Annotated in this window: 23 protein-coding genes; 12 read left to right on the forward strand and 11 right to left on the reverse strand. The window is 51.3% G+C overall.

Going from position 1 to position 22513, the window contains the following annotated elements:
- Window positions 1–8: 8 nt before the first annotated feature.
- Genes rfaP through rfaQ form a run of 3 tightly spaced genes read right to left on the reverse strand, consistent with a single transcriptional unit; the run spans window position 9 to window position 2990 of the window.
- Window positions 9–806, reverse strand: a complete 798-nt coding sequence (gene rfaP, locus D9736_RS11630; protein WP_130258374.1) for a lipopolysaccharide core heptose(I) kinase RfaP — start codon at window positions 804–806, stop codon at window positions 9–11.
- Window positions 799–1923, reverse strand: a complete 1125-nt coding sequence (gene rfaG, locus D9736_RS11635; protein WP_130258375.1) for a lipopolysaccharide glucosyltransferase I — start codon at window positions 1921–1923, stop codon at window positions 799–801. Before rfaG ends, rfaP begins: the two co-directional genes overlap by 8 nt.
- A complete protein-coding gene (gene rfaQ, locus D9736_RS11640) occupies window positions 1920–2990 on the reverse strand; it encodes a lipopolysaccharide core heptosyltransferase RfaQ (protein ID WP_130258376.1) in 1071 nt (356 codons plus the stop codon). Before rfaQ ends, rfaG begins: the two co-directional genes overlap by 4 nt.
- 405 nt (window positions 2991–3395) lie before the next feature.
- Here rfaQ and waaA point away from each other — a divergent pair, with 405 nt between their 5' ends.
- Both waaA and coaD read left to right on the forward strand, forming a co-directional pair.
- A complete protein-coding gene (waaA, locus tag D9736_RS11645; RefSeq protein ID WP_130215160.1) occupies window positions 3396–4673 on the forward strand; it encodes a lipid IV(A) 3-deoxy-D-manno-octulosonic acid transferase in 1278 nt (425 codons plus the stop codon).
- A gap of 7 nt (window positions 4674–4680) precedes the next feature.
- The gene (coaD, locus tag D9736_RS11650; protein WP_001171866.1) at window positions 4681–5160 is read left to right on the forward strand and encodes a pantetheine-phosphate adenylyltransferase; all 480 of its coding nucleotides are present in this window, start codon (window positions 4681–4683) and stop codon (window positions 5158–5160) included.
- 38 nt (window positions 5161–5198) lie between these two features.
- On the opposite strand, the gene mutM is transcribed toward coaD, so the two are convergent.
- The 4 genes from mutM to radC form a co-directional block, all read right to left on the reverse strand.
- The gene (mutM, locus tag D9736_RS11655) at window positions 5199–6008 is read right to left on the reverse strand and encodes a bifunctional DNA-formamidopyrimidine glycosylase/DNA-(apurinic or apyrimidinic site) lyase (RefSeq protein ID WP_130258377.1); all 810 of its coding nucleotides are present in this window, start codon (window positions 6006–6008) and stop codon (window positions 5199–5201) included.
- Between the two features lie 97 nt (window positions 6009–6105).
- A complete protein-coding gene (gene rpmG / locus D9736_RS11660) occupies window positions 6106–6273 on the reverse strand; it encodes a 50S ribosomal protein L33 (protein ID WP_001051798.1) in 168 nt (55 codons plus the stop codon).
- 20 nt (window positions 6274–6293) lie between these two features.
- Window positions 6294–6530 (reverse strand): 50S ribosomal protein L28, encoded by a 237-nt coding sequence (gene rpmB, locus D9736_RS11665; RefSeq protein WP_000091955.1) that lies wholly within the window; start codon window positions 6528–6530, stop codon window positions 6294–6296.
- Window positions 6531–6746: 216 nt separating this feature from the next.
- Window positions 6747–7415, reverse strand: a complete 669-nt coding sequence (gene radC / locus D9736_RS11670) for a DNA repair protein RadC (protein WP_130215158.1) — start codon at window positions 7413–7415, stop codon at window positions 6747–6749.
- Window positions 7416–7586: 171 nt separating this feature from the next.
- On the opposite strand from radC, the gene coaBC reads away from it, so the two are divergent.
- The 3 genes from coaBC (at window position 7587) to slmA (ending at window position 9946) form a co-directional block, all read left to right on the forward strand.
- The gene (gene coaBC / locus D9736_RS11675; protein WP_130215156.1) at window positions 7587–8807 is read left to right on the forward strand and encodes a bifunctional phosphopantothenoylcysteine decarboxylase/phosphopantothenate--cysteine ligase CoaBC; all 1221 of its coding nucleotides are present in this window, start codon (window positions 7587–7589) and stop codon (window positions 8805–8807) included.
- Window positions 8785–9243 carry a dUTP diphosphatase gene (gene dut, locus D9736_RS11680; RefSeq protein WP_000976070.1) on the forward strand — a complete coding sequence of 153 codons (459 nt, stop codon included), beginning with the start codon at window positions 8785–8787 and terminating at the stop codon, window positions 9241–9243. Before coaBC ends, dut begins: the two co-directional genes overlap by 23 nt.
- Before the next feature lie 106 nt (window positions 9244–9349).
- On the forward strand, window positions 9350–9946 hold the full coding sequence (gene slmA, locus D9736_RS11685) for a nucleoid occlusion factor SlmA (protein ID WP_130206731.1): 597 nt from the start codon (window positions 9350–9352) through the stop codon (window positions 9944–9946).
- Window positions 9947–9991: 45 nt separating this feature from the next.
- Here the strand turns inward: slmA and D9736_RS11690 are convergent, their stop codons facing one another.
- The 3 genes from D9736_RS11690 to rph all read right to left on the reverse strand — a co-directional run bounded on the left by D9736_RS11690 (window position 9992) and on the right by rph (window position 12672).
- Window positions 9992–10951, reverse strand: a complete 960-nt coding sequence (locus tag D9736_RS11690; protein ID WP_130258378.1) for a reverse transcriptase family protein — start codon at window positions 10949–10951, stop codon at window positions 9992–9994.
- 297 nt (window positions 10952–11248) lie between these two features.
- Window positions 11249–11890: an orotate phosphoribosyltransferase gene (gene pyrE / locus D9736_RS11695; RefSeq protein WP_000806177.1), complete on the reverse strand. Its 642-nt coding sequence runs from the start codon at window positions 11888–11890 to the stop codon at window positions 11249–11251.
- Between the two features lie 65 nt (window positions 11891–11955).
- Window positions 11956–12672, reverse strand: coding sequence for a ribonuclease PH (rph, locus tag D9736_RS11700; protein WP_001247086.1), 717 nt, complete (start codon window positions 12670–12672; stop codon window positions 11956–11958).
- Between the two features lie 126 nt (window positions 12673–12798).
- Here rph and D9736_RS11705 point away from each other — a divergent pair, with 126 nt between their 5' ends.
- Together D9736_RS11705 and D9736_RS11710 are read left to right on the forward strand one after the other, a co-directional pair.
- The gene (locus D9736_RS11705) at window positions 12799–13662 is read left to right on the forward strand and encodes a YicC/YloC family endoribonuclease (protein WP_000621326.1); all 864 of its coding nucleotides are present in this window, start codon (window positions 12799–12801) and stop codon (window positions 13660–13662) included.
- Window positions 13663–13913: 251 nt separating this feature from the next.
- Window positions 13914–14531, forward strand: coding sequence for a trimeric intracellular cation channel family protein (locus tag D9736_RS11710; protein WP_064526048.1), 618 nt, complete (start codon window positions 13914–13916; stop codon window positions 14529–14531).
- Here the strand turns inward: D9736_RS11710 and ligB are convergent.
- Window positions 14528–16213: an NAD-dependent DNA ligase LigB gene (gene ligB, locus D9736_RS11715; RefSeq protein WP_130258379.1), complete on the reverse strand. Its 1686-nt coding sequence runs from the start codon at window positions 16211–16213 to the stop codon at window positions 14528–14530. The genes D9736_RS11710 and ligB overlap by 4 nt on opposite strands.
- 258 nt (window positions 16214–16471) lie before the next feature.
- On the opposite strand from ligB, the gene gmk reads away from it, so the two are divergent.
- The 5 genes from gmk to recG are packed head-to-tail and all read left to right on the forward strand — an operon-like array spanning window position 16472 to window position 22335.
- Complete coding sequence (gene gmk / locus D9736_RS11720) at window positions 16472–17095, forward strand: guanylate kinase (RefSeq protein WP_010344504.1); 624 nt, start codon at window positions 16472–16474, stop codon at window positions 17093–17095.
- Window positions 17096–17149: 54 nt separating this feature from the next.
- Complete coding sequence (rpoZ, locus tag D9736_RS11725; RefSeq protein ID WP_000135058.1) at window positions 17150–17425, forward strand: DNA-directed RNA polymerase subunit omega; 276 nt, start codon at window positions 17150–17152, stop codon at window positions 17423–17425.
- Between the two features lie 18 nt (window positions 17426–17443).
- On the forward strand, window positions 17444–19552 hold the full coding sequence (gene spoT / locus D9736_RS11730; RefSeq protein WP_130215150.1) for a bifunctional GTP diphosphokinase/guanosine-3',5'-bis pyrophosphate 3'-pyrophosphohydrolase: 2109 nt from the start codon (window positions 17444–17446) through the stop codon (window positions 19550–19552).
- Window positions 19553–19558: 6 nt separating this feature from the next.
- Complete coding sequence (gene trmH / locus D9736_RS11735) at window positions 19559–20248, forward strand: tRNA (guanosine(18)-2'-O)-methyltransferase TrmH (protein ID WP_130215148.1); 690 nt, start codon at window positions 19559–19561, stop codon at window positions 20246–20248.
- 5 nt (window positions 20249–20253) lie between these two features.
- Window positions 20254–22335, forward strand: coding sequence for an ATP-dependent DNA helicase RecG (recG, locus tag D9736_RS11740; protein ID WP_130258380.1), 2082 nt, complete (start codon window positions 20254–20256; stop codon window positions 22333–22335).
- Window positions 22336–22513 lie beyond the last annotated feature (178 nt).

The following is a 22513-nucleotide window of genomic DNA, read 5'->3' on the forward strand; positions in this document are numbered from 1 at the left end:
AAAAATTTTTATAATCCTTTACGTTGTGTTCGCTCTTTAATATGCTCGGCCTTAACACTTGCCATGTTCAATAAATTCCGTTCAAGAGATAATATATTACGTAAAGGCATCCCAAAATAAACCTTCATAAATCGCCAGATATCTCTCTGCGTCAGCCCAATATTCATTGATGAGAAATACAAACCAATCAAATCTTTATCCCGCCAACGACGTGGTACTTTTGCTCGTATCTGTGCCCGATGCAGATCGATAACCGAAATTTTTAATTCATCTTCCCGGCCAGTAAATGGCAAATGAAGCAAAAAGTGGCAAATATAACAGTCGCGGTGGTTTATCCCTGCGGCGTGCATTTTACGCACCATGGTTGCCACACGCGCGATCAGCATACGTTTAACACGTATATCAGGAGGATTAACGGCCCAATCGGCACAATAATCTTCAAGGCTAATCGTGGGAGTGAGATCTTCGGTAATAATAAATGATGTACGGGTTAATGGGTTTAAACCTTTTTCACCAAACCCAATGCCCTTCATTGTATCAACGCAAACATCACTCAGGCGATGAATAGCGTGCCACTCTCTGTCTGCGCCTAAAACGGGCATCCGCAATGAGAGCAGGTTTTTTATAATTTCTTTTAAAGTCGTCCCTTTGTGCCATTTGAGGAAATAGCTTTTCCCGGCCAGTTCAAAGCGTAATGTGCGACGCGTCTCGAGTTCACGAAAGACCTCGCCATTCAGTTTTTTGACTTCTGCAAAAGCATCTTTACCACGCCAAAGTGTGGCAAGCGGCTCTTTTAATTCAACCATCTAAACCACCTGTAATGATATCTGCGGCTTTCTCTGGCAGGCTATACAAATCCTGAGTATCGGCATAATGGCGAGCATTCTCCGCCCAGGCCATTCGTAATGGAGACTGTGTTAACGCTTTACGTAAAACTTCATTTAATTGTTCCTGGGAGAAAGGTTCAGCGATGACCGTTCCACAATTGGCATCCGCAATATAATGCGCATATCCACATACCGCAGTTGTTAAAACAGGTAATCCAGCAGTGATCGCTTCAAGAAGAACGATACCCGCGGCTTCCTGATAGGCGGGATGCAGTAATAAATCAGCGGCTGCCATTAATTCTGACACATCATTGCGGCCAGAGAAGAAATGCACATTGCTCCGCACGCCGAGTTTTTCTGCCAACGCTTCAAATTTCCGCGGTTTATCCTGACCAACAACAAATAAAAGCGTATTGTGACGTAATGATTCCGGTAACGATGCCAAAGCTTCAATTGAGCGATCCACACCTTTACGGCCAAAATCTGATCCAACCTGCAGTAATAAGTTTTGTTGCTCTTTTATGCCATTTTTCTGGCGATAAATTTCACGACTGTTTGGGATTTGCTCGCTGTATTTTCTGTCCGGATAAATACCGGGAGGAAGAATTTGAAAACGTTCAGATTCAGTTTGATAATGCTTCTGGAAATCGGCGATTTGCTTATCGGTCAGCATCATAAGTTTCGTCGATTTACCCTGCTCGAAAGTCGCTCGCTCAAATGCGGCATAATGGCGATATCGTGATGTTAAACGATATAAAAAACCTTTTTCTTGCGCAACTTTCTCGGCGTAACAAACATCAGCGGCAAAATAAACATCCAACCCTGGCATCTTATTAAACCCAACAACGCGATCAGCGGGATGCGCTTTGAGATGATTTTGTACCCAGGCATAATATTCTGCATTGCGTCCATGGTTGGTATGGGACTTAACTGGCACCTGAATAAGCTCAAATGCTTTCGGGCAATCACCTTCCCACGACTGCGTATAGATCCGAACATGGTGGCCCCGTGCGGCAACTGTTGATGCAATGCGCATAAAGTCACGTTGAAGCCCACCAAATGGAAAATATTTATATAAACAAAACGCCACGATCATAATTGTGCATTCCTGTCAGCTGAAGGGACATCTTCTGGCAACAGCTTTTCCGTAGCGGCGATCACATCTTCCGCTGGAATAACAGAAAGATATTTTTTGTTGCGGTCAAGTTCATGCCGGGTCGGCATTTTCTGATAATTCCCCGCCCAGAACTGAATAATATTCTCGGTCCATGGGCGCCAGAATACATGATCAGTGGCCCCAAATAGGCTAATAACTGGCGTCTTCACCGCCGCCGCAATATGCCCCGGCGCAGAATCCACGCCAATAAAAAGCACAGCATGATCAATTAACGCGCCTAGTTCAGGAAAACGTGTTTTACCTGCAAGGCCAGTAATGGGTTTCGTTTCGCAACCTCGTGCAATCTCATCTACACAAGCGAGATCATCTGCCGAAGGCCCACAGGTCAGGACAACCTGATACCCTCGCTGTTGCAGCGCATCGATAACCTTAGAAAATTTATCGTTATCCCAGCACTTAAATATCTGACGCGCTGTCGGTTGGATGACAACATAATGATCTTTTACGCCCAGGGCATCTAACTCCTGGCGCATCTTCTTCCAGCAATCTTCGGCGTAACTCATTGTTGTGTCGGTGTAGAAATCGGTAATACCTAATGGCTCAAGGACCGATAAATTACGCTCAACAATATGTGTGCCGTGTATTGGCGCTAAGTGTGTGAAGCTTTTTTTCCAAATGCCATGCTGCCGATGACCATAAAGTTGCGATATTTTCATCCGTGCGGGTAAACAACGTACCAGCAGCGCCACCATCCACTGATCCGTAAGATTAATGACCAGGTCATAATTATTCGCACGCAGAGTTTTTATCAACGAAAGCACATTTTTAATTTTATCGAATGTTCCCGCACCTTTATTGCTTATCCCGTAGAGCGCATTAATTTCCGGGTTTTCAGACAAAATAGGGATGGTATCCTGATAAAGCAGCATATCGATTTTTGCATCAGGATAATTCTGCTTGAGCGTACTGATGACAGGAGTAGTTAATAACATATCTCCATGATATCGCATCTTTATGACCAGGATTTTTAGAAATGGCTTTTCCACTAGCGACTCTTTTGTGTGATTGTCTGGTTAAGTTAAGCAGAAAAAAGCACGCTACCGCCCCAGGCTCAACAGCTACCTGAATACTGATAACGCACTTACTTTGACGTGCTAGTGTATCATTTCTTTCGCAGCAATCCGACCCGAATGATTTTTATACACGAAATATGTTTTAATCATAGAAATCAAACAGATAAAAAATAGCATGTCGATAATGTCGGTACGGCCAATGTAGAGTTGAAAATGGGGCCGAGTTTCAATGATTCGCATAAAAATACAAAAAAAATGAAGATGTAGCGGCAGATCAGACCAAACTGAAGCTATTTAAGTCAAAAACGGGAAAAGTAATGGTAAAGCCACCGTTAAATACATAGAATCCCCAGCACATCCATAAGTCAGCTATTTATTATGCTCGAATTGCTTTACACCGCCCTTCTCTACCTTATTCAGCCGCTAATCTGGATACGGCTCTGGGTGCGCGGACGTAAGGCTCCGGCCTATCGAAAACGCTGGGGTGAACGTTACGGTTTTTACCGCCATCCGCTAACACCAGGCGGCATTATGCTGCACTCCGTCTCCGTCGGTGAAACCCTGGCGGCAATCCCGTTGGTGCGCGCGCTGCGTCATCGCTATCCTGATTTACCAATCACAGTCACGACTATGACGCCGACTGGTTCGGAGCGCGTACAATCGGCTTTTGGAAAAGATGTTCAGCACGTCTATCTGCCTTACGATCTGCCCGATGCGCTCAACCGTTTCCTGAATAAAGTCGACCCAAAACTGGTGTTGATTATGGAAACCGAACTATGGCCTAACCTGATTGCGGCGCTACATAAACGTAAAATTCCACTGGTTATCGCTAATGCGCGACTCTCTGCACGCTCTGCCGCAGGTTACGCCAAACTGGGTAAATTTGTTCGTCGCTTGCTCCGCCGTATAACACTGATTGCTGCGCAAAATGAAGAAGATGCTGCGCGCTTTGTGACGCTAGGTGCAAAAAATAATCAGGTCACCGTCACCGGTAGCCTGAAATTCGATATTTCAGTGACGCCACAGTTGGCCGCTAAAGCAGTAACACTGCGCCGCCAGTGGGCGCCGCATCGTCCGGTATGGATTGCAACCAGTACTCATGATGGCGAAGAGAGCGTAGTGATTGCCGCCCATCAGGCGCTGTTACAACAGTTCCCGAATTTATTGCTCATCCTGGTACCCCGTCATCCGGAACGCTTCCCGGATGCGATTAACCTTGTCCGCCAGGCTGGACTAAGCTATATCACACGCTCTTCCGGAGAGGTCCCTTCCGCCAGTACACAAGTGGTGGTTGGCGATACGATGGGCGAACTGATGTTGCTGTACGGTATTGCCGATCTCGCGTTTGTTGGCGGTTCACTGGTTGAACGCGGTGGGCATAATCCGCTGGAGGCCGCCGCACACGCTATCCCGGTGTTGATGGGGCCGCATACCTTTAACTTTAAAGACATTTGCGCGCGGCTGGAGCAGGCAAGCGGGCTGATTACCGTCACCGATGCCACTACGCTTGCAAAAGAGGTTTCCTCTTTACTCACCGACGCCGATTACCGTAGTTTCTATGGCCGTCATGCCGTTGAAGTGCTGTATCAAAACCAGGGCGCGCTACAGCGTCTGCTTCAACTGCTGGAACCTTACCTGCCACCGAAAACGCATTGAGGTTGTTATGCAAAAACGGGCGATTTATCCGGGTACTTTCGATCCCATTACCAATGGTCATATCGATATCGTGACGCGCGCCACGCAGATGTTCGATCACGTTATTCTGGCGATTGCCGCCAGCCCCAGTAAAAAACCGATGTTTACTCTGGAAGAACGTGTGGCGCTGGCACAACAGGCAACTGCGCATCTGGGAAACGTTGAAGTGGTCGGATTTAGCGATTTGATGGCAAACTTCGCCCGTAATCAACACGCTACGGTGCTGATTCGTGGACTGCGTGCGGTGGCAGATTTTGAATATGAAATGCAGCTGGCGCATATGAATCGCCACTTAATGCCAGAACTGGAAAGTGTGTTTCTGATGCCGTCGAAAGAGTGGTCGTTTATCTCTTCATCGTTGGTGAAAGAGGTGGCGCGCCATCAGGGCGATGTCACCCATTTCCTGCCGGAGAATGTCCATCAGGCGCTGATGGCGAAGTTAGCGTAGCGTTTATGCCGGATGGTATGCCATCCGGCAAGCATCAATTATTTCTGGCAGTGCTTGCAATAAAACGTTGCCCGCTGCGCATGTTTAGACGCCACAATCGGCGTACCGCACACCCGACACGGCTCGCCTTTTCGCCCGTAAACCTGCAATTCCTGCGCGAAATAGCCCGGTTTACCGTCGCTTTGCAGAAAATCTTTCAGCGTTGTACCGCCCTGCTCAATCGAACGCAGTAACACCGCTTTAATCACCCGAGCTAACAATTCACATTCTGCCAGCGACAGTGATGACGCCAGCCGATCCGGATGGATCCCCGCCGCAAACAGAGATTCGCTGGCGTAGATATTCCCTACGCCTACCACCAGCTTGTTATCCATCAGCCAGGGCTTAATCGCCGTCTTTTTCTTCGCGCACTTCTGATGCAAGTATTCGCCATTGAAATCATCGCTAAGCGGCTCTGGCCCAAGATGTGCCAGCACATTGTGGCCTTCCAGCTCTTTGGCCCACAGCCAGGCGCCAAAGCGGCGCGGATCGGTGTAGCGCAGCACTTTGCCGTTGCTCATCACCAAATCAACATGGTCATGCTTTTCGGGGGGAAGTTCTTCTGGAAGGATGCGCAGGCTGCCAGACATCCCCAAATGAATGATAATCCAGCCCTCGGGCAGCTCCAGCAGCAGATATTTAGCACGGCGCTGTACACTTAGCACTGGTTGATCGCTTAAACGGTAGATTTCTTCCGAAACCGGCCAGCGCAAGCGTCCGTTGCGCACCACCGCATGAAGAATGGTTGCACCAACGAGATGCGGTTCTATGCCGCGACGGCTGGTTTCAACTTCGGGTAATTCAGGCATAGCATCTCCAGGAATGAACAGATGCAGTCAATATGGGGGCAGGCAGATAACAAAAAACCCCGCCGTAGCGAGGTTTTTCGTTACATCAAAGCGAAAATTATTTGATTTTCGCTTCTTTGTAGATCACGTGCTGGCGAACAACTGGATCGAACTTTTTCAGTTCCAGTTTTTCCGGCTTAGTACGTTTGTTCTTCGTAGTGGTATAGAAGTGACCAGTACCAGCAGAAGAAACCAGCTTGATTTTCTCACGAATACCTTTAGCCATGATTTATTTCCTCTAAGTACTTAGTACTTTTCGCCACGGGCACGCAGTTCAGCCAGAACTGTATCAATGCCTTTTTTATCGATTACACGCATACCTTTAGCAGATACGCGCAGGGTGACAAAACGCTTCTCGCTCTCAACCCAGAAACGGTGAGAGTGCAGGTTCGGCAGGAAACGGCGTTTAGTCGCGTTCAGTGCGTGGGAACGGTTGTTACCGGTCACCGGACGCTTGCCAGTAACTTGGCAGACTCGGGACATGTCTATTCTCCAAAAATCAAATTAGCTCGAGCTTCGTATGGGGTATTGGCGCCTCGTCAGGCTTTACAGCCCGGTCATCGCAGTTCTATGTGAACTCTCGATTGCCAGGCCCAAATGCCAAACCCGAGATTCTCAAAGGTGGCGTAGTATACGCTGACTCGGCGATGTGCTCAAGTCCCGAACAGACAAAGATCCCGAAGGATCGCGCATAGCGGATTAAATCCAGCCGCGTTCGGCAAAAGAAACATATTCTCCACGCCCAATCACGATATGGTCGAGCACGCGTAAATCCATGAACTGACAACTTTTTATTATCCGTTCGGTAATGAGTTTATCCGCTTTACTGGGTTCAGCACAACCAGAAGGGTGATTATGGGCAAGGATCAGCGCCGAGGCGTTTATTTTTATCGCTTCACGAATAATTTCTCGTGGATGGACTTCCACATGATTTAACGTGCCGGAAAAGAGTCGGCTGTGAGTAAGGACCCGGTGTTGGGAATCGAGAAAGATCACCATAAAGATCTCTCGTTCCTCTCCCGTAAGTTGGCTTTGTAAAAACTCCCTCGTCATCTCTGGGCTGAGCAACGGGCTTTCTTCGCGCATCCGCACGTTGTAGTAACGCCGCGCCAGTTCCGCAACTCCCTTTAACTGGGCGAATTTCGCCACACCAATTCCATGAACGCCACTAAATTGTTCATATTCAGAGGATAACAAGCCGTAAAGCGACCCAAAATTCTCCAGCATCTCTTTCGCCAGGGTTAACACATCCTTACCGCGCGTACCCGTTCGCAGAAATAACGCCAGCAGTTCAACATCCGTTAACGCGCCAATGCCCAACTTCAGCATTTTTTCGCGTGGCATCAACAATTCTACATTGCTTTTCACCTTCACCTCCTTTGTGGAGGGCGCATCCTGTCATAGTCGTTTGGTTAAATCGACGGCCAGTTTTCAATCCTGGAAAGCGCCTCGCAAAGTGATTCTCAGGTGAAAGCACGACAACAAAAGTATTGTGATAAAATCGCCAACTTCTGGTGTCCCCCTACAGGAAAAATCATCATGAGCCTGGCCGGTAAAAAAATCGTTCTCGGCGTCAGCGGCGGTATTGCTGCCTATAAAACCCCTGAGCTGGTGCGTCGTTTGCGCGATCGCGGAGCAGACGTCCGCGTAGCCATGACCGAAGCGGCAAAAGCCTTTATCACCCCACTTAGCTTGCAGGCGGTTTCTGGGTATCCCGTTTCCGATAGTCTGCTGGATCCAGCAGCCGAGGCGGCTATGGGTCATATTGAGCTGGGTAAATGGGCTGATTTAGTAATTCTCGCCCCAGCCACCGCTGATTTGATTGCCCGCGTAGCTGCCGGGATGGCGAATGATCTGGTGTCAACGATTTGCCTGGCCACGCCTGCGCCTGTTGCCGTACTGCCAGCCATGAACCAGCAGATGTATCGTGCTGCGGCTACCCAACATAATTTAGAGGTACTTGCCTCACGTGGTTTGTTGATCTGGGGGCCGGATAGCGGCAGTCAGGCCTGTGGTGATATCGGCCCTGGGCGAATGCTCGATCCATTAACCATTGTAGATATGGCGGTAGCGCATTTTTCGCCCGTCAACGATCTGAAACATCTGAACATTATGATTACCGCCGGCCCGACGCGTGAACCGCTCGATCCCGTGCGTTATATCTCTAATCACAGCTCCGGCAAGATGGGCTTTGCTATCGCCGCTGCCGCTGCCCGTCGCGGAGCGAACGTTACACTGGTTTCCGGACCGGTTTCGCTACCGACACCGCCGTTTGTTAAACGTGTTGATGTGATGACCGCACTGGAGATGGAAGCCGCTGTGAAGGCCTCTGTACAGCAGCAAAATATTTTTATCGGTTGCGCCGCCGTGGCTGATTATCGCGCAGCCGCTGTCGCCAGTGAAAAAATCAAAAAGCAGGCGACTCAGGGGGATGAATTAACAATAAAAATGGTCAAAAACCCTGATATCGTCGCTGGAGTTGCCGCACTAAAAGACCAAAGGCCTTATGTTGTTGGATTTGCGGCCGAAACAAATAATGTGGAAGAATACGCCCGGCAAAAACGTATTCGTAAAAACCTTGATCTGATCTGCGCGAACGATGTTTCCCGGCCAACTCAAGGATTTAACAGCGACAGCAATGCATTACACCTTTTCTGGCAAGACGGAGATAAAGTCTTACCGCTTGAGCGCAAAGAGCTCCTTGGCCAATTATTACTCGACGAGATCGTGACCCGTTATGATGAAAAAAATCGACGTTAAGATTCTGGACCCGCGCGTTGGGAAGGAATTTCCGCTCCCGACTTATGCCACTTCTGGTTCTGCCGGACTTGACCTGCGCGCCTGTCTCGACGACGCCGTAGAACTGGCGCCGGGCGACACCACCCTGGTACCTACCGGGTTGGCGATTCATATTGCCGACCCTTCACTGGCGGCGATGATGCTGCCGCGCTCCGGGCTGGGCCATAAGCACGGCATCGTGCTCGGTAACCTGGTGGGATTGATCGATTCTGACTATCAGGGCCAGTTGATGATTTCCGTGTGGAACCGTGGCCAGGACAGCTTCACCATTCAACCAGGCGAACGTATCGCGCAGATGATTTTTGTTCCGGTGGTACAGGCCGAATTTAATCTGGTGGAAGATTTTGACGCCACCGACCGCGGTGAAGGCGGCTTTGGTCACTCTGGTCGTCAGTAACACATACGCATCCGAATAACGTCATAACATTGCCGCAAACATTTCGTTTGCGGTCATAGCGTGGGTGCCGCCTGGCAAGTGCTTATTTTCAGGGGTATTTTGTAACATGGCAGAAAAACAAACTGCGAAAAGGAACCGTCGCGAAGAAATACTTCAGTCTCTGGCGCTGATGCTGGAATCCAGCGATGGAAGCCAACGTATCACGACAGCGAAACTGGCCGCCTCCGTCGGCGTTTCCGAAGCGGCTCTGTATCGCCACTTCCCCAGTAAAACCCGCATGTTCGATAGCCTGATTGAGTTTATCGAAGATAGCCTGATTACTCGCATCAATCTGATTCTGAAAGATGAGAAGGACACCACAACGCGCCTACGTCTGATTGTGTTGTTGCTCCTCGGTTTTGGTGAGCGTAATCCTGGCCTGACCCGCATCCTTACCGGGCATGCGCTGATGTTTGAACAAGACCGCCTGCAAGGGCGCATCAACCAACTGTTCGAGCGTATTGAAGCGCAGTTGCGTCAGGTATTGCGTGAAAAGAGAATGCGTGAGGGTGAAGGTTACACCACCGATGAAACGCTGCTGGCAAGCCAGTTGCTGGCATTTTGTGAAGGTATGCTGTCACGATTTGTCCGCAGCGAGTTTAAATACCGCCCGACGGATGATTTTGACGCCCGCTGGCCACTAATTGCTGCGCAGTTGCAGTAATTCTCCCCTAAACGTTCAGGCAGAAACGTCTGCCTGACGCTTTTCTTACCATGCCACCAGCATTCGCTTTACACTTTCCCTCGCCTGTTTAAAGGCCTCATCCTCAGGGTTGATTTGCAATAACCAGTTTATTCTTCCCTGCAAAGCATACAGATACGCCGTTGCCTGTGCGTGGAGATCGCCAGAAGGATCAAGTTCACCACGATGACTAAGATGCGAAATAACGCCATATTTTTGGCACAAATGCACCTCCTGACGCAGCGCCCGGCGCGCTTCACGGGCAAGCTGTGGTTTGTGATTAACAACAATCCCGGTTACCTGCTGGCGCTTACAGGCACCTATCAGGCAGCTTTTGCGTTGATTGAGGCTCAGGCCCAGTTCCGCTAACAATCCGCACACTTTATTTTTAACCTGGCGGGCATTGAAGTGACCGGAAAAGGTCATGTCATCGCAGTAGCGGGTGTAGGTAATTCCCCGAGTCTGACACCATTCCCCTATGCGCTCATCAAAACAGCGCATCACAAGATTGGAAATGGCAGGCGAAGTTGGCGCCCCCTGCGGTAACGCGTCGTTATAGCAACAAAGCCAGGTCAGTATGGTTACCACATTGTGTGGCAACTGAGCCTGGCTAAACACACGCCAGACCTGTAACCAGCTAATGCTATCGAAAAAGTTTTCGATATCGAGTTTCAGGATCTGCGGCTGTTGGCAGTGTGGCTGCGCGTTGCTGACGATTGGGCAACCTGGCCGGTAGGCGGTAGCAAAAGAGGAAAGTGGAAATTGTGAAAGTACGTTCTTAAGAATGTTGCGCTGTACGGTTTTGAGCAAGTAATCAGGGGCTAGCAGCATCCGCTGACCACCGTGGCGCTTAGAAAGAATAATGTGTCGGTAATGGCGTCCGACATGATTACTGAGCGCATACAGCCGCTGTATTTCTTTATCGGCACTCCAGCCCGGCGAGCCGAACAAATCGAGCGCCAGAAGGGTTATCCGGGTAGCATCCATTCCACTCTCCACATCACGGCGGCCAAAAGAGGCACCAACAGCGGCAATACCATCAAACCATCCCGAAGGCGCGTAACTGTACTGAGCGCGTCAGCGCGACGTACGCGAAGCGTACTTAAGTACAATGAAGCGGCTTTGGGTATATGGACATACTACTGGCGTTAAGTCGGCGACTCGCCGACCCTCCCGGCACAAAAGGCCGGAAACGCTATTGCCACTGCTGGCGAAAGCAGATTAACACGATATCTTAAAACGCATCACGCTGCGCACAGTAAAAAACCTGCGCAGCGCATATTTTTAAACGCCAAACTCTTCGCGATAGGCCTTAACCGCCGCCAGATGTTCCGCCATTTCTGGCTTCTCTTCCAGGTAGGCAATCAGGTCTTTCAGGGTGATGATAGAGATCACCTTGCAGTTGTAATCACGCTCAACTTCCTGAATCGCCGAAATCTCGCCGCGACCCCGTTCCTGACGATCGAGCGAAATCAACACGCCAGCAAGCGTCGCGCCATTGGCCTGAATAATTTCCATCGACTCGCGAATCGCCGTCCCGGCGGTGATCACATCATCCACCAGCATCACACGCCCTTGTAACGCGCTACCAACCAGATTGCCGCCTTCACCGTGATCTTTTGCTTCTTTGCGGTTAAAGCAGTACGGCAGGTCCAGGTCATGATGCTCCGCCAGCGCCACGGCGGTTGTGGTGGCAATCGGAATCCCTTTGTAAGCAGGGCCAAACAGCAGATCGAACTCAATGCCGGAATCCACCAATGCTTCAGCGTAAAAACGGCCTAACAGTGCCAGGTCGCGCCCGGTATTAAACAGCCCGGCGTTGAAGAAATAGGGGCTTTTGCGCCCGGATTTCAGCGTAAACTCGCCAAACTTTAACACCTGCTTGCTAAGCGCAAATTCAATAAACTGGCGCTGATATGGTTTCATGCCTTCGCTCCTCATCTTACTTTTCTACAGACAAAAAAAAGGCGACTCATCAGTCGCCTTAAAAATCAGTTTGCCAGCGCCGCCTTCTGCGTCGCTACAATGGATTCGATTCCCCCTCGGGCAAGCGCCAACAAGGTGAGCAGCTCTTCATGGGTGAACGGCTCGCCTTCTGCCGTCCCCTGTACTTCAATGATGCGCCCGTCTTCGGTCATCACTACGTTCATGTCCGTTTCAGCCGCTGAGTCTTCAACGTATTCCAGATCGCAAATCGCTTCGCCGTTAACAATACCGACAGAAACCGCGGCCACCATACCTTTCATTGGATTGGTTTTCAGCTTGCCATTTTCAACCAGTTTATTCAGGGCATCAGCTAGTGCAACACAAGCACCGGTGATAGAAGCAGTGCGGGTGCCGCCATCGGCCTGAAGTACGTCGCAATCCAGCGTAATAGTAAACTCACCGAGGGCTTTCAAATCTACCGCCGCGCGAAGAGCACGGGCGATAAGACGCTGGATTTCCATTGTGCGTCCACCCTGCTTACCTTTCGCTGCTTCACGAGCGTTACGGGTATGGGTAGAACGTGGCAACATACCGTACTCTGCGGTGATCCAGCCCTGCCCCTGGCCTTTCAGGAAGCGCGGCACGCCTTCTTCAATAGAGGCGGTACACAACACTTTGGTATCGCCAAATTCGACCAGCACCGAGCCTTCTGCATGTTTTGTATAGTTACGAGTCAGGGTAACGGGACGCACCTGATTATTGCTACGGCCTGCTGGACGCATATTGAAATCTCCGGCTTGAAACAAATGTGGCTGCGCATTATACGGACTTCCGGCGGTTATTCCTATCCTGACAAGGCATCGATGGCTATAATCCTTCCACCTCTCCTTTTATAAACAGGAACGTCTATGATCCGCAGTATGACCGCCTACGCCCGGCGTGAAATCAAGGGTGAATGGGGGAGCGCAACCTGGGAAATGCGCTCGGTAAACCAGCGTTATCTGGAAACTTACTTTCGTCTGCCGGAGCAGTTCCGTAGCCTTGAACCTGTCGTTCGCGAGCGTATTCGTTCTCGCCTGACGCGCGGTAAAGTGGAATGTACCCTGCGCTATGAGCCAGATGTCAGCGCGCAAGGTGAGCTGATCCTCAACGAAAAACTGGCTAAACAGCTGGTAACTGCCGCGAACTGGGTAAAAATGCAGAGCGACGAAGGGGAAATCAACCCGGTTGATATTCTGCGCTGGCCAGGCGTGATGGCAGCCCAGGAGCAGGATCTCGACGCCATTGCTGCTGAAATTCTTGCGGCGTTGGATGGCACCCTGGACGACTTTATCATCGCGCGTGAAACCGAAGGTCAGGCGCTGAAAGCATTGATCGAGCAGCGTCTGGAAGGCGTCACCGCCGAAGTGGTCAAAGTCCGCGCCCATATGCCGGAAATCCTGCAATGGCAGCGTGAGCGTCTGGTAGCGAAGCTGGAAGATGCCCAGGTGCAACTGGAAAACAACCGTCTGGAGCAGGAGTTGGTTCTGCTGGCACAACGAATTGACGTTGCCGAAGAGCTGGACCGCCTCGAAGCGCATGTTAAAGAAACGTACAACATTCTGAAGAAAAAAGAAGCGGTTGGCCGTCGTCTGGACTTTATGATGCAGGAATTTAACCGCGAGTCGAACACTCTTGCGTCGAAATCTATCAATGCCGAAGTAACAAACTCCGCCATCGAGCTGAAAGTGTTGATCGAGCAAATGCGCGAGCAGATTCAGAACATCGAGTAAGCGACATATCTCCGTAGGCCGTTGTTGATTACAGCGGCGCTACGCATATAGTTTCGTCCTCATATTTATTTACTCCATACTTTTTCTAATGCATTTTACTTATCACAAAATCAGAAAAATGCATTCTTACTACAGAAAATAGCAATTTCACATAACTACAAGTTATCAATCCATTCTCTCCTTAAAAAATCTCAATCGTGACAATGCACACAAATCGCTACCCTGCCAGGCAGATTTTTAGGGAGAGAACCATGCTGTTACACATTTTGTATTTGGTTGGCATTACTGCCGAAGCCATGACAGGGGCGCTGGCGGCCGGACGGCGGCGCATGGATACATTTGGCGTAATTATCATTGCTACCGCCACCGCAATTGGCGGAGGATCAGTACGTGATATTCTGCTGGGCCACTATCCGCTTGGCTGGGTCAAACACCCGGAGTATGTGATTATCGTCGCCACCGCCGCCGTGTTCACCACAATCGTTGCTCCCGTGATGCCTTACCTGCGTAAAGTCTTTCTGGTGCTCGATGCACTCGGACTGGTGGTTTTTTCTATCATTGGCGCACAGGTCGCGCTGGATATGGGACACGGCCCGATCATTGCCGTTGTCGCGGCTGTGACGACTGGCGTGTTTGGCGGCGTTTTGCGCGATATGTTCTGTAAACGCATTCCGCTGGTCTTTCAAAAAGAGTTATATGCCGGTGTCTCATTTGCCTCCGCCGTGCTGTACATCGCGCTGCAACACTATGTTTCTAACCATGATGTGGTGATTATCTCCACCCTGGTATTCGGCTTTTTCGCTCGCTTGCTGGCGCTGCGTCTTAAACTGGGATTACCGGTTTTTTATTACAGCCACGAAGGCCACTAAGGCACAAAACCTGTGATCTGCTGGGCAGCCAGCCAGTTGCCCAGCATCTTGATTTGCGCATTATTCTTCCATTCCATAACCTGACTTGCGCGACGCAGCCCTGTCCCCGGTAGTTGCTGCCAATACTGTTCGCTTCTCTGCAAAAGTTGCGCCCAGGAGCTGAAGTCGTTGGCATTAAGCGCCGTTTGGGTTAACGGTATTCCCATAGCCATCACCCAGCGAGTAAAAGGCTGCTGACGTGCCAGGTTAAACTGATGCCACAACTGCTCACCTTTACTCTTCGCGATCCCCGGCGTGTGCTGCAATTGCTCTGGCGTTAATGAAAGCCAGGAAAAAATATGCTCAAAGCGATGCGTCTGATGTAGCGAGCGCCAGCCAGATTCACCGATACCCTCCAGCCCCAAAACCTGTTTTGATCCCAGCCAAACTAATCGCGATATGAATTGTTCCTGACAAACATCAGAAGCGAAGTAGCATGTCAACGCGTTAAAACGGTTTTCTGGCGGCGTCGGTTTTGTGCGTTCTGCACCGCGCCAGACCACTTCATCAATGCGTGGAATACCCTGACCGGCAAGACTCACAAGGATTTGATCGCCAGGTGCAATGTCCCACTCCTGCCAACGTCTGACGGAACCAATGTTCACCCGCTGAACTTTTTTATCATCCAGCATGACAGGCGCGAGTGATGCCACCACCGAGATTTTTCCGCTCTTACCGACAGCAAACTGTATCGCGTTTACTTCAGTAACCTGGGCCACAGGCTGATATTTCCACGCTATCAGCCAGTCCGCCTGACCCGGTAGCCAATGACGGGATTCGGGTTCCTTAGCCGCTCGCACCACCACGCCATCGGTGACGAAGGGCAATTTCGCTTTCCACCACTCATTACGTGCTCGCTCAACCTCGTCTGCGCTTTTCACCGCAAGGGTATACTTCTGCGTCAAAGTAAAGCCCGCAGTAGCAAGCTGCTGTAATCGCTCGGCCATCAACTGTGGTCCATCCGGCCATGCCCAGATAAACACGCCCAGTGAATGCAGCGTGTCGCTATTGTCCTGGCGCATCAAAATGCCGGCGACCTTTGAACGGGCATTCATTCCTCCCATTTGTTGTTGGATATGCCCATCACGCTGGAGAAATATCTCACCCTGCAGGGTGCTGTTGGCCAAAGATCCGCTAACAGATTGCGGAACAGAAGGAATCAAGCGTATTTTCTGCGTCCAGTCCTCACCTTTAAGCCCATTGCCACGACTGATCGCTTTAATCAGTTTTCCATCACGGTAGACCAGTGTTACCGCAACGCCATCAACTTTTGGCTGCACCCAAAGATCGCTGTGCTCATGCATCCACAGACGTAACGCATTTTTATCCGCTAACTTACGTACCCCCGTATGCGCAACCGGATGGATAACCGTGCCACTCAACGGCGGCGGCATAGCGTCACCCGTTGTCTCTTCGCCAAAACAGCGTTGCCACTGTGCAAGGCGGGCGCTTAACTGATCGTAAACCCCATCCTCCACGTCACTTTTCCCTTTTTTCCAGTAATCATCGTCCCACTGTTTTACTTGCTGTTGTAGGCGGGAGATTTCTTCATGCGCTCTGGCTGGAGACCAGGCCGGGCAGACCGCCTTCGCTGATGATTGCCAGCACAAAATACTCATTAACACTGCAATCCATACTTTCATCGTCACCTCCGCTGTAGTCAGGCGGGCAGATATACAACGAGATGAATGCAAAACCGAGAGGCAAAAATAAAGTGTGAGATGACGCTTCCAGAGAATCGTCTTTGTTGCAGTAAATGACCGGGAATTGCGGAAACAGGTACGCAAAACGCAACAACTTTGCGCAAAAAGTGTGAGCAAGGGCTACGTCACATGGCCGCGCCGTGTATAATAAGCCCGTATGTAGGCTTTATTTCGCTTAATCACATACGAAAGATACTCATGGCTCAAGGCACGCTTTATATTGTTTCTGCCCCCAGTGGCGCGGGTAAATCCAGCCTGATTCAGGCTTTATTAAAAACCCAACCGTTGTACGACACTCAGGTTTCTGTTTCACACACCACGCGCGCACCGCGTCCGGGTGAAGTACATGGCGAACACTACTTCTTTGTTAATCATGATGAATTTAAAGAGATGATTAGCAGAGATGCATTCCTTGAGCACGCGGAAGTGTTCGGTAATTACTATGGCACTTCACGCGAGGCCATTGAGCAAGTATTGGCGAGCGGCGTGGATGTTTTTCTGGATATTGACTGGCAGGGCGCACAGCAAATTCGCCAGAAAATGCCGCATGCGCGGAGTATCTTTATTCTACCGCCGTCAAAAATTGAGTTAGACCGCCGTTTACGGGGTCGAGGTCAGGACAGCGAAGAGGTCATTGCAAAGCGTATGGCGCAAGCAGTTGCAGAAATGAGCCATTACGCCGAATATGATTATTTAATAGTGAATGATGATTTCGACACCGCTCTGGGTGATCTAAAGACTATCATTCGCGCCGAACGCTTGCGCATGAGCCGCCAAAAGCAGCGTCATGACGCTTTAATCAGCAAATTGTTGGCAGACTGAACCTTCTTTCAGTATCATGCCCAGTCATTTCTTCACCTGTGGAGCTTTTTAAGTATGGCACGCGTAACTGTTCAGGACGCTGTAGAGAAAATTGGTAACCGTTTTGACCTGGTACTGGTCGCCGCGCGTCGCGCTCGTCAGATGCAGGTAGGCGGAAAGGATCCGCTGGTACCGGAAGAAAACGATAAAACCACAGTAATCGCGTTGCGCGAAATCGAAGAAGGTCTGATCAACAACCAGATCCTCGACGTGCGCGAACGCCAGGAACAGCAAGAGCAGGAAGCCGCTGAATTACAAGCCGTTACCGCTATTGCTGAAGGTCGTCGTTAATCACAAAGCGGGTCGCCCTTGTATCTGTTTGAAAGCCTGAATCAACTGATTCAAAACTACCTGCCGGAAGACCAAATCAAACGTCTGCGGCAGGCGTATCTCGTTGCACGTGATGCTCACGAGGGGCAAACACGTTCAAGCGGTGAACCCTATATCACGCACCCGGTCGCGGTTGCCTGCATTCTGGCCGAGATGAAACTCGACTATGAAACGCTAATGGCAGCGCTGCTGCATGACGTGATTGAAGATACTCCCGCCACCTACCAGGACATGGAACAGCTTTTTGGTAAAAGCGTCGCCGAACTAGTAGAGGGAGTATCAAAGCTTGATAAGCTCAAGTTCCGCGATAAGAAAGAGGCGCAGGCCGAAAACTTTCGCAAGATGATTATGGCGATGGTGCAGGATATCCGCGTCATTCTCATCAAACTCGCAGACCGTACCCACAACATGCGCACGCTGGGCTCACTTCGCCCGGACAAACGTCGCCGCATCGCCCGTGAAACTCTCGAAATCTACAGCCCGCTGGCGCACCGTTTAGGTATCCACCACATTAAAACCGAACTCGAAGAGCTGGGTTTTGAAGCGCTGTATCCCAACCGTTATCGCGTAATCAAAGAAGTGGTGAAGGCCGCGCGCGGCAACCGTAAAGAGATGATCCAAAAAATCCTCTCGGAAATCGAAGGGCGTTTGCAGGAAGCGGGAATACCGTGCCGCGTCAGTGGTCGCGAAAAGCATCTTTATTCGATCTACTGCAAAATGGTGCTCAAAGAGCAGCGTTTTCACTCGATCATGGACATCTACGCCTTCCGCGTGATCGTCAATGATTCCGACACCTGTTATCGCGTGCTCGGCCAGATGCACAGCCTGTATAAGCCGCGTCCGGGTCGCGTGAAAGACTACATCGCCATTCCCAAAGCGAACGGCTATCAATCTTTGCACACCTCGATGATTGGCCCGCACGGCGTGCCGGTTGAGGTCCAGATCCGCACCGAAGATATGGATCAGATGGCAGAGATGGGTGTTGCCGCACACTGGGCTTATAAAGAGCACGGCGAAACCAGCACTACCGCGCAGATCCGCGCCCAGCGCTGGATGCAAAGCCTGCTGGAGCTGCAACAGAGCGCCGGTAGCTCGTTCGAATTTATCGAGAGCGTTAAATCCGATCTCTTCCCGGATGAGATTTACGTTTTCACACCGGAAGGGCGCATTGTCGAACTGCCTGCCGGTGCAACGCCCGTCGACTTCGCTTATGCGGTGCATACCGATATCGGTCATGCCTGCGTGGGCGCGCGCGTCGACCGTCAGCCTTACCCGCTGTCGCAGCCGCTTACCAGTGGTCAAACCGTTGAAATCATTACCGCACCTGGCGCTCGCCCGAATGCCGCGTGGCTGAACTTTGTCGTCAGCTCGAAAGCGCGCGCCAAAATTCGTCAGTTGCTGAAAAACCTCAAGCGTGATGATTCTGTAAGCCTGGGCCGCCGTCTGCTCAACCATGCGTTGGGTGGTAGCCGTAAGCTCAATGAAATCCCGCAGGAAAATATTCAGCGCGAACTGGACCGCATGAAGCTGGCAACGCTTGACGATCTGCTGGCTGAAATCGGCCTTGGCAACGCGATGAGCGTGGTGGTCGCGAAAAATCTGCAACATGGAGACGCTTCCATTCCTCCGGCGACCCAAAGTCACGGACATCTGCCAATTAAAGGTGCCGATGGCGTTCTGATCACCTTTGCGAAATGCTGCCGTCCTATTCCTGGCGATCCAATTATCGCTCACGTCAGCCCCGGTAAAGGTCTGGTGATCCACCATGAATCCTGTCGTAACATCCGTGGCTACCAGAAAGAGCCAGAGAAATTTATGGCTGTGGAATGGGATAAAGAGACGGCGCAAGAGTTCATCACCGAAATCAAGGTGGAGATGTTCAATCATCAGGGCGCGCTGGCAAACCTGACGGCAGCGATCAATACGACCAACTCCAATATTCAAAGTTTGAATACAGAAGAAAAGGATGGTCGCGTCTACAGCGCCTTTATTCGTCTGACCGCCCGTGACCGTGTGCATCTGGCGAATATCATGCGCAAAATCCGCGTGATGCCAGACGTGATTAAAGTCACCCGAAACCGAAATTAATGTTTTATGAACCCAACACGTTATGCACGTATCTGCGAAATGCTCGCCAGGCGGCAGCCTGATCTGACCGTCTGCATGGAGCAGGTCCACAAACCCCATAACGTTTCTGCGATCATTCGTACCGCAGATGCCGTTGGCGTACACGAAGTCCACGCCGTCTGGCCTGGCAGCCGGATGCGCACTATGGCTTCAGCTGCGGCTGGCAGCAACAGTTGGGTACAGGTGAAAACGCACCGTACCATTGGCGATGCCGTCGCCCATCTGAAAGGCCAGGGCATGCAGATTCTGGCAACCCATCTTTCTGATAGCGCTGTCGATTTCCGCGAAATTGATTACACCCGCCCGACCTGTATTTTGATGGGTCAGGAGAAAACGGGCATCACTCAGGAAGCATTAGCCCTGGCGGATCAGGACATCATCATTCCGATGATCGGCATGGTGCAGTCGCTGAATGTTTCCGTTGCCTCAGCCCTCATTCTTTACGAAGCCCAGCGCCAGCGGCAAAACGCAGGCATGTACCTGCGTGAAAACAGTATGTTGCCGGAAGCAGAGCAACAACGTTTGTTATTTGAAGGCGGCTATCCGGTGCTGGCGAAAGTCGCAAAACGCAAAGGCCTGCCTTACCCCCACGTCAATCAGCAAGGCGAAATTGAAGCCGATGCCGACTGGTGGGCCACTATGCAGGCTGCAGGGTAAGTGCCATGAAAGGTCGCCTGTTAGATGCTGTCCCGCTCAGTTCCCTAACGGGCGTGGGCGCAGCGCAAAGTAACAAACTGGCGAAAATCAATCTGCATACCGTGCAGGATTTACTCTTACACCTTCCCCTGCGCTACGAAGATCGCACCCATCTCTACCCCATCGGTGAGCTACTGCCGGGCGTTTATGCCACGGTGGAAGGCGAAGTGCTGAACTGCAATATCTCCTTCGGCGGTCGGCGAATGATGACCTGCCAGATTAGCGACGGTTCCGGCATTCTCACCATGCGCTTTTTCAATTTCAGCGCGGCGATGAAAAATAGCCTGGCGACGGGCCGCCGCGTGCTGGCCTATGGCGAAGCAAAGCGCGGCAAATATGGCGCGGAGATGATCCACCCGGAATACCGCGTGCAGGGCGATCTCAGTACGCCAGAGTTGCAGGAAACGCTCACGCCGGTTTACCCAACCACCGAAGGCGTAAAGCAGGCGACGCTGCGTAAATTAACCGATCAGGCGCTGGATCTGCTCGACACCTGCGCCATTGAAGAACTCCTGCCGCCGGAGCTGTCACAAGGAATGATGACGTTACCGGAAGCGTTGCGCACTCTGCATCGCCCACCGCCAACGCTGCAACTTAGCGATCTGGAAACCGGGCAGCATCCGGCGCAACGTCGTCTGATTCTGGAAGAACTGCTGGCGCACAACCTTAGCATGCTGGCGTTACGCGCCGGAGCGCAACGTTTCCATGCCCAGCCGCTTAACGCCAATGACGCGCTGAAAAATAAACTCCTCGCCGCCTTACCGTTCAAGCCAACGGGCGCACAGGCACGAGTAGTGGCGGAGATCGAGCGCGATATGGCGCTGGATGTGCCGATGATGCGTCTGGTACAGGGCGATGTAGGTTCCGGTAAAACGCTGGTCGCCGCCCTCGCCGCGCTGCGTGCGATTGCGCACGGCAAACAGGTGGCGCTGATGGCACCAACCGAATTACTTGCCGAGCAGCACGCCAATAACTTCCGCAACTGGTTTGAACCGCTCGGTATCGAAGTGGGCTGGCTCGCCGGTAAGCAGAAAGGTAAAGCGCGACTGGCTCAGCAAGAAGCCATCGCCAGCGGTCAGGTGCAGATGATTGTTGGCACTCATGCCATTTTCCAGGAACAGGTGCAGTTTAACGGCCTGGCGCTGGTGATTATCGACGAACAGCATCGCTTTGGCGTGCATCAGCGTCTGGCATTGTGGGAGAAAGGCCAGCAACAGGGCTTCCATCCACATCAGTTGATCATGACCGCCACGCCGATCCCCCGCACACTGGCAATGACCGCGTATGCCGATCTCGACACCTCGGTCATTGATGAACTGCCGCCAGGACGTACCCCAGTGACGACAGTGGCAATTCCTGATACGCGCCGTAACGATATTATCGACCGCGTGCGCCACGCCTGCATAACGGAAGGCCGTCAGGCGTACTGGGTTTGTACGTTGATTGAAGAATCGGAATTACTGGAAGCGCAGGCGGCGGAAGCCACGTGGGAAGAGTTGAAACTGGCGCTACCAGAGTTGAATGTCGGTCTGGTGCACGGGCGGATGAAACCAGCCGAGAAACAGGCGGTGATGGCATCGTTTAAACAAGGTGAGCTACACCTGCTGGTTGCCACTACTGTTATTGAAGTCGGCGTTGATGTGCCTAACGCCAGTCTGATGATTATCGAAAACCCGGAGCGTCTCGGTCTGGCGCAGTTACACCAGCTTCGCGGGCGTGTAGGTCGTGGCGCGGTGGCTTCTCACTGTGTCCTGCTCTACAAAACACCGCTCTCCAAAACGGCGCAAATCCGCTTGCAAGTACTGCGCGACAGCAACGACGGTTTTGTGATTGCGCAGAAAGATTTGGAGATACGTGGACCGGGTGAACTGTTAGGCACACGTCAGACGGGTAATGCCGAATTTAAAGTGGCGGATTTACTGCGCGATCAGGCGATGATCCCGGAAGTTCAGCGCCTGGCGCGACATATTCACGAACGTTACCCACAGCAGGCAAAAGCCCTGATAGAGCGCTGGATGCCGGAGACTGAACGTTACTCGAATGCGTAAAAGGCGGCGGTGAGAAGACCGCCGTTTCAGGTTGATCTACCTTCCTGCCGGATGCGGCGTGAGCGCCTTATCCGGCCTACAGAAACTTACGAACTCAATAAATTGTGAATCAATATGTAGGCCTGATAAGCGAAGCTCATCAGGCATTTGTCTTTGTTGAAGCGGCGCTTACACCGCC

The sequence above is a fragment of the Escherichia sp. E10V10 genome (genome assembly GCF_004211985.1).
Taxonomy (GTDB): domain Bacteria; phylum Pseudomonadota; class Gammaproteobacteria; order Enterobacterales; family Enterobacteriaceae; genus Escherichia.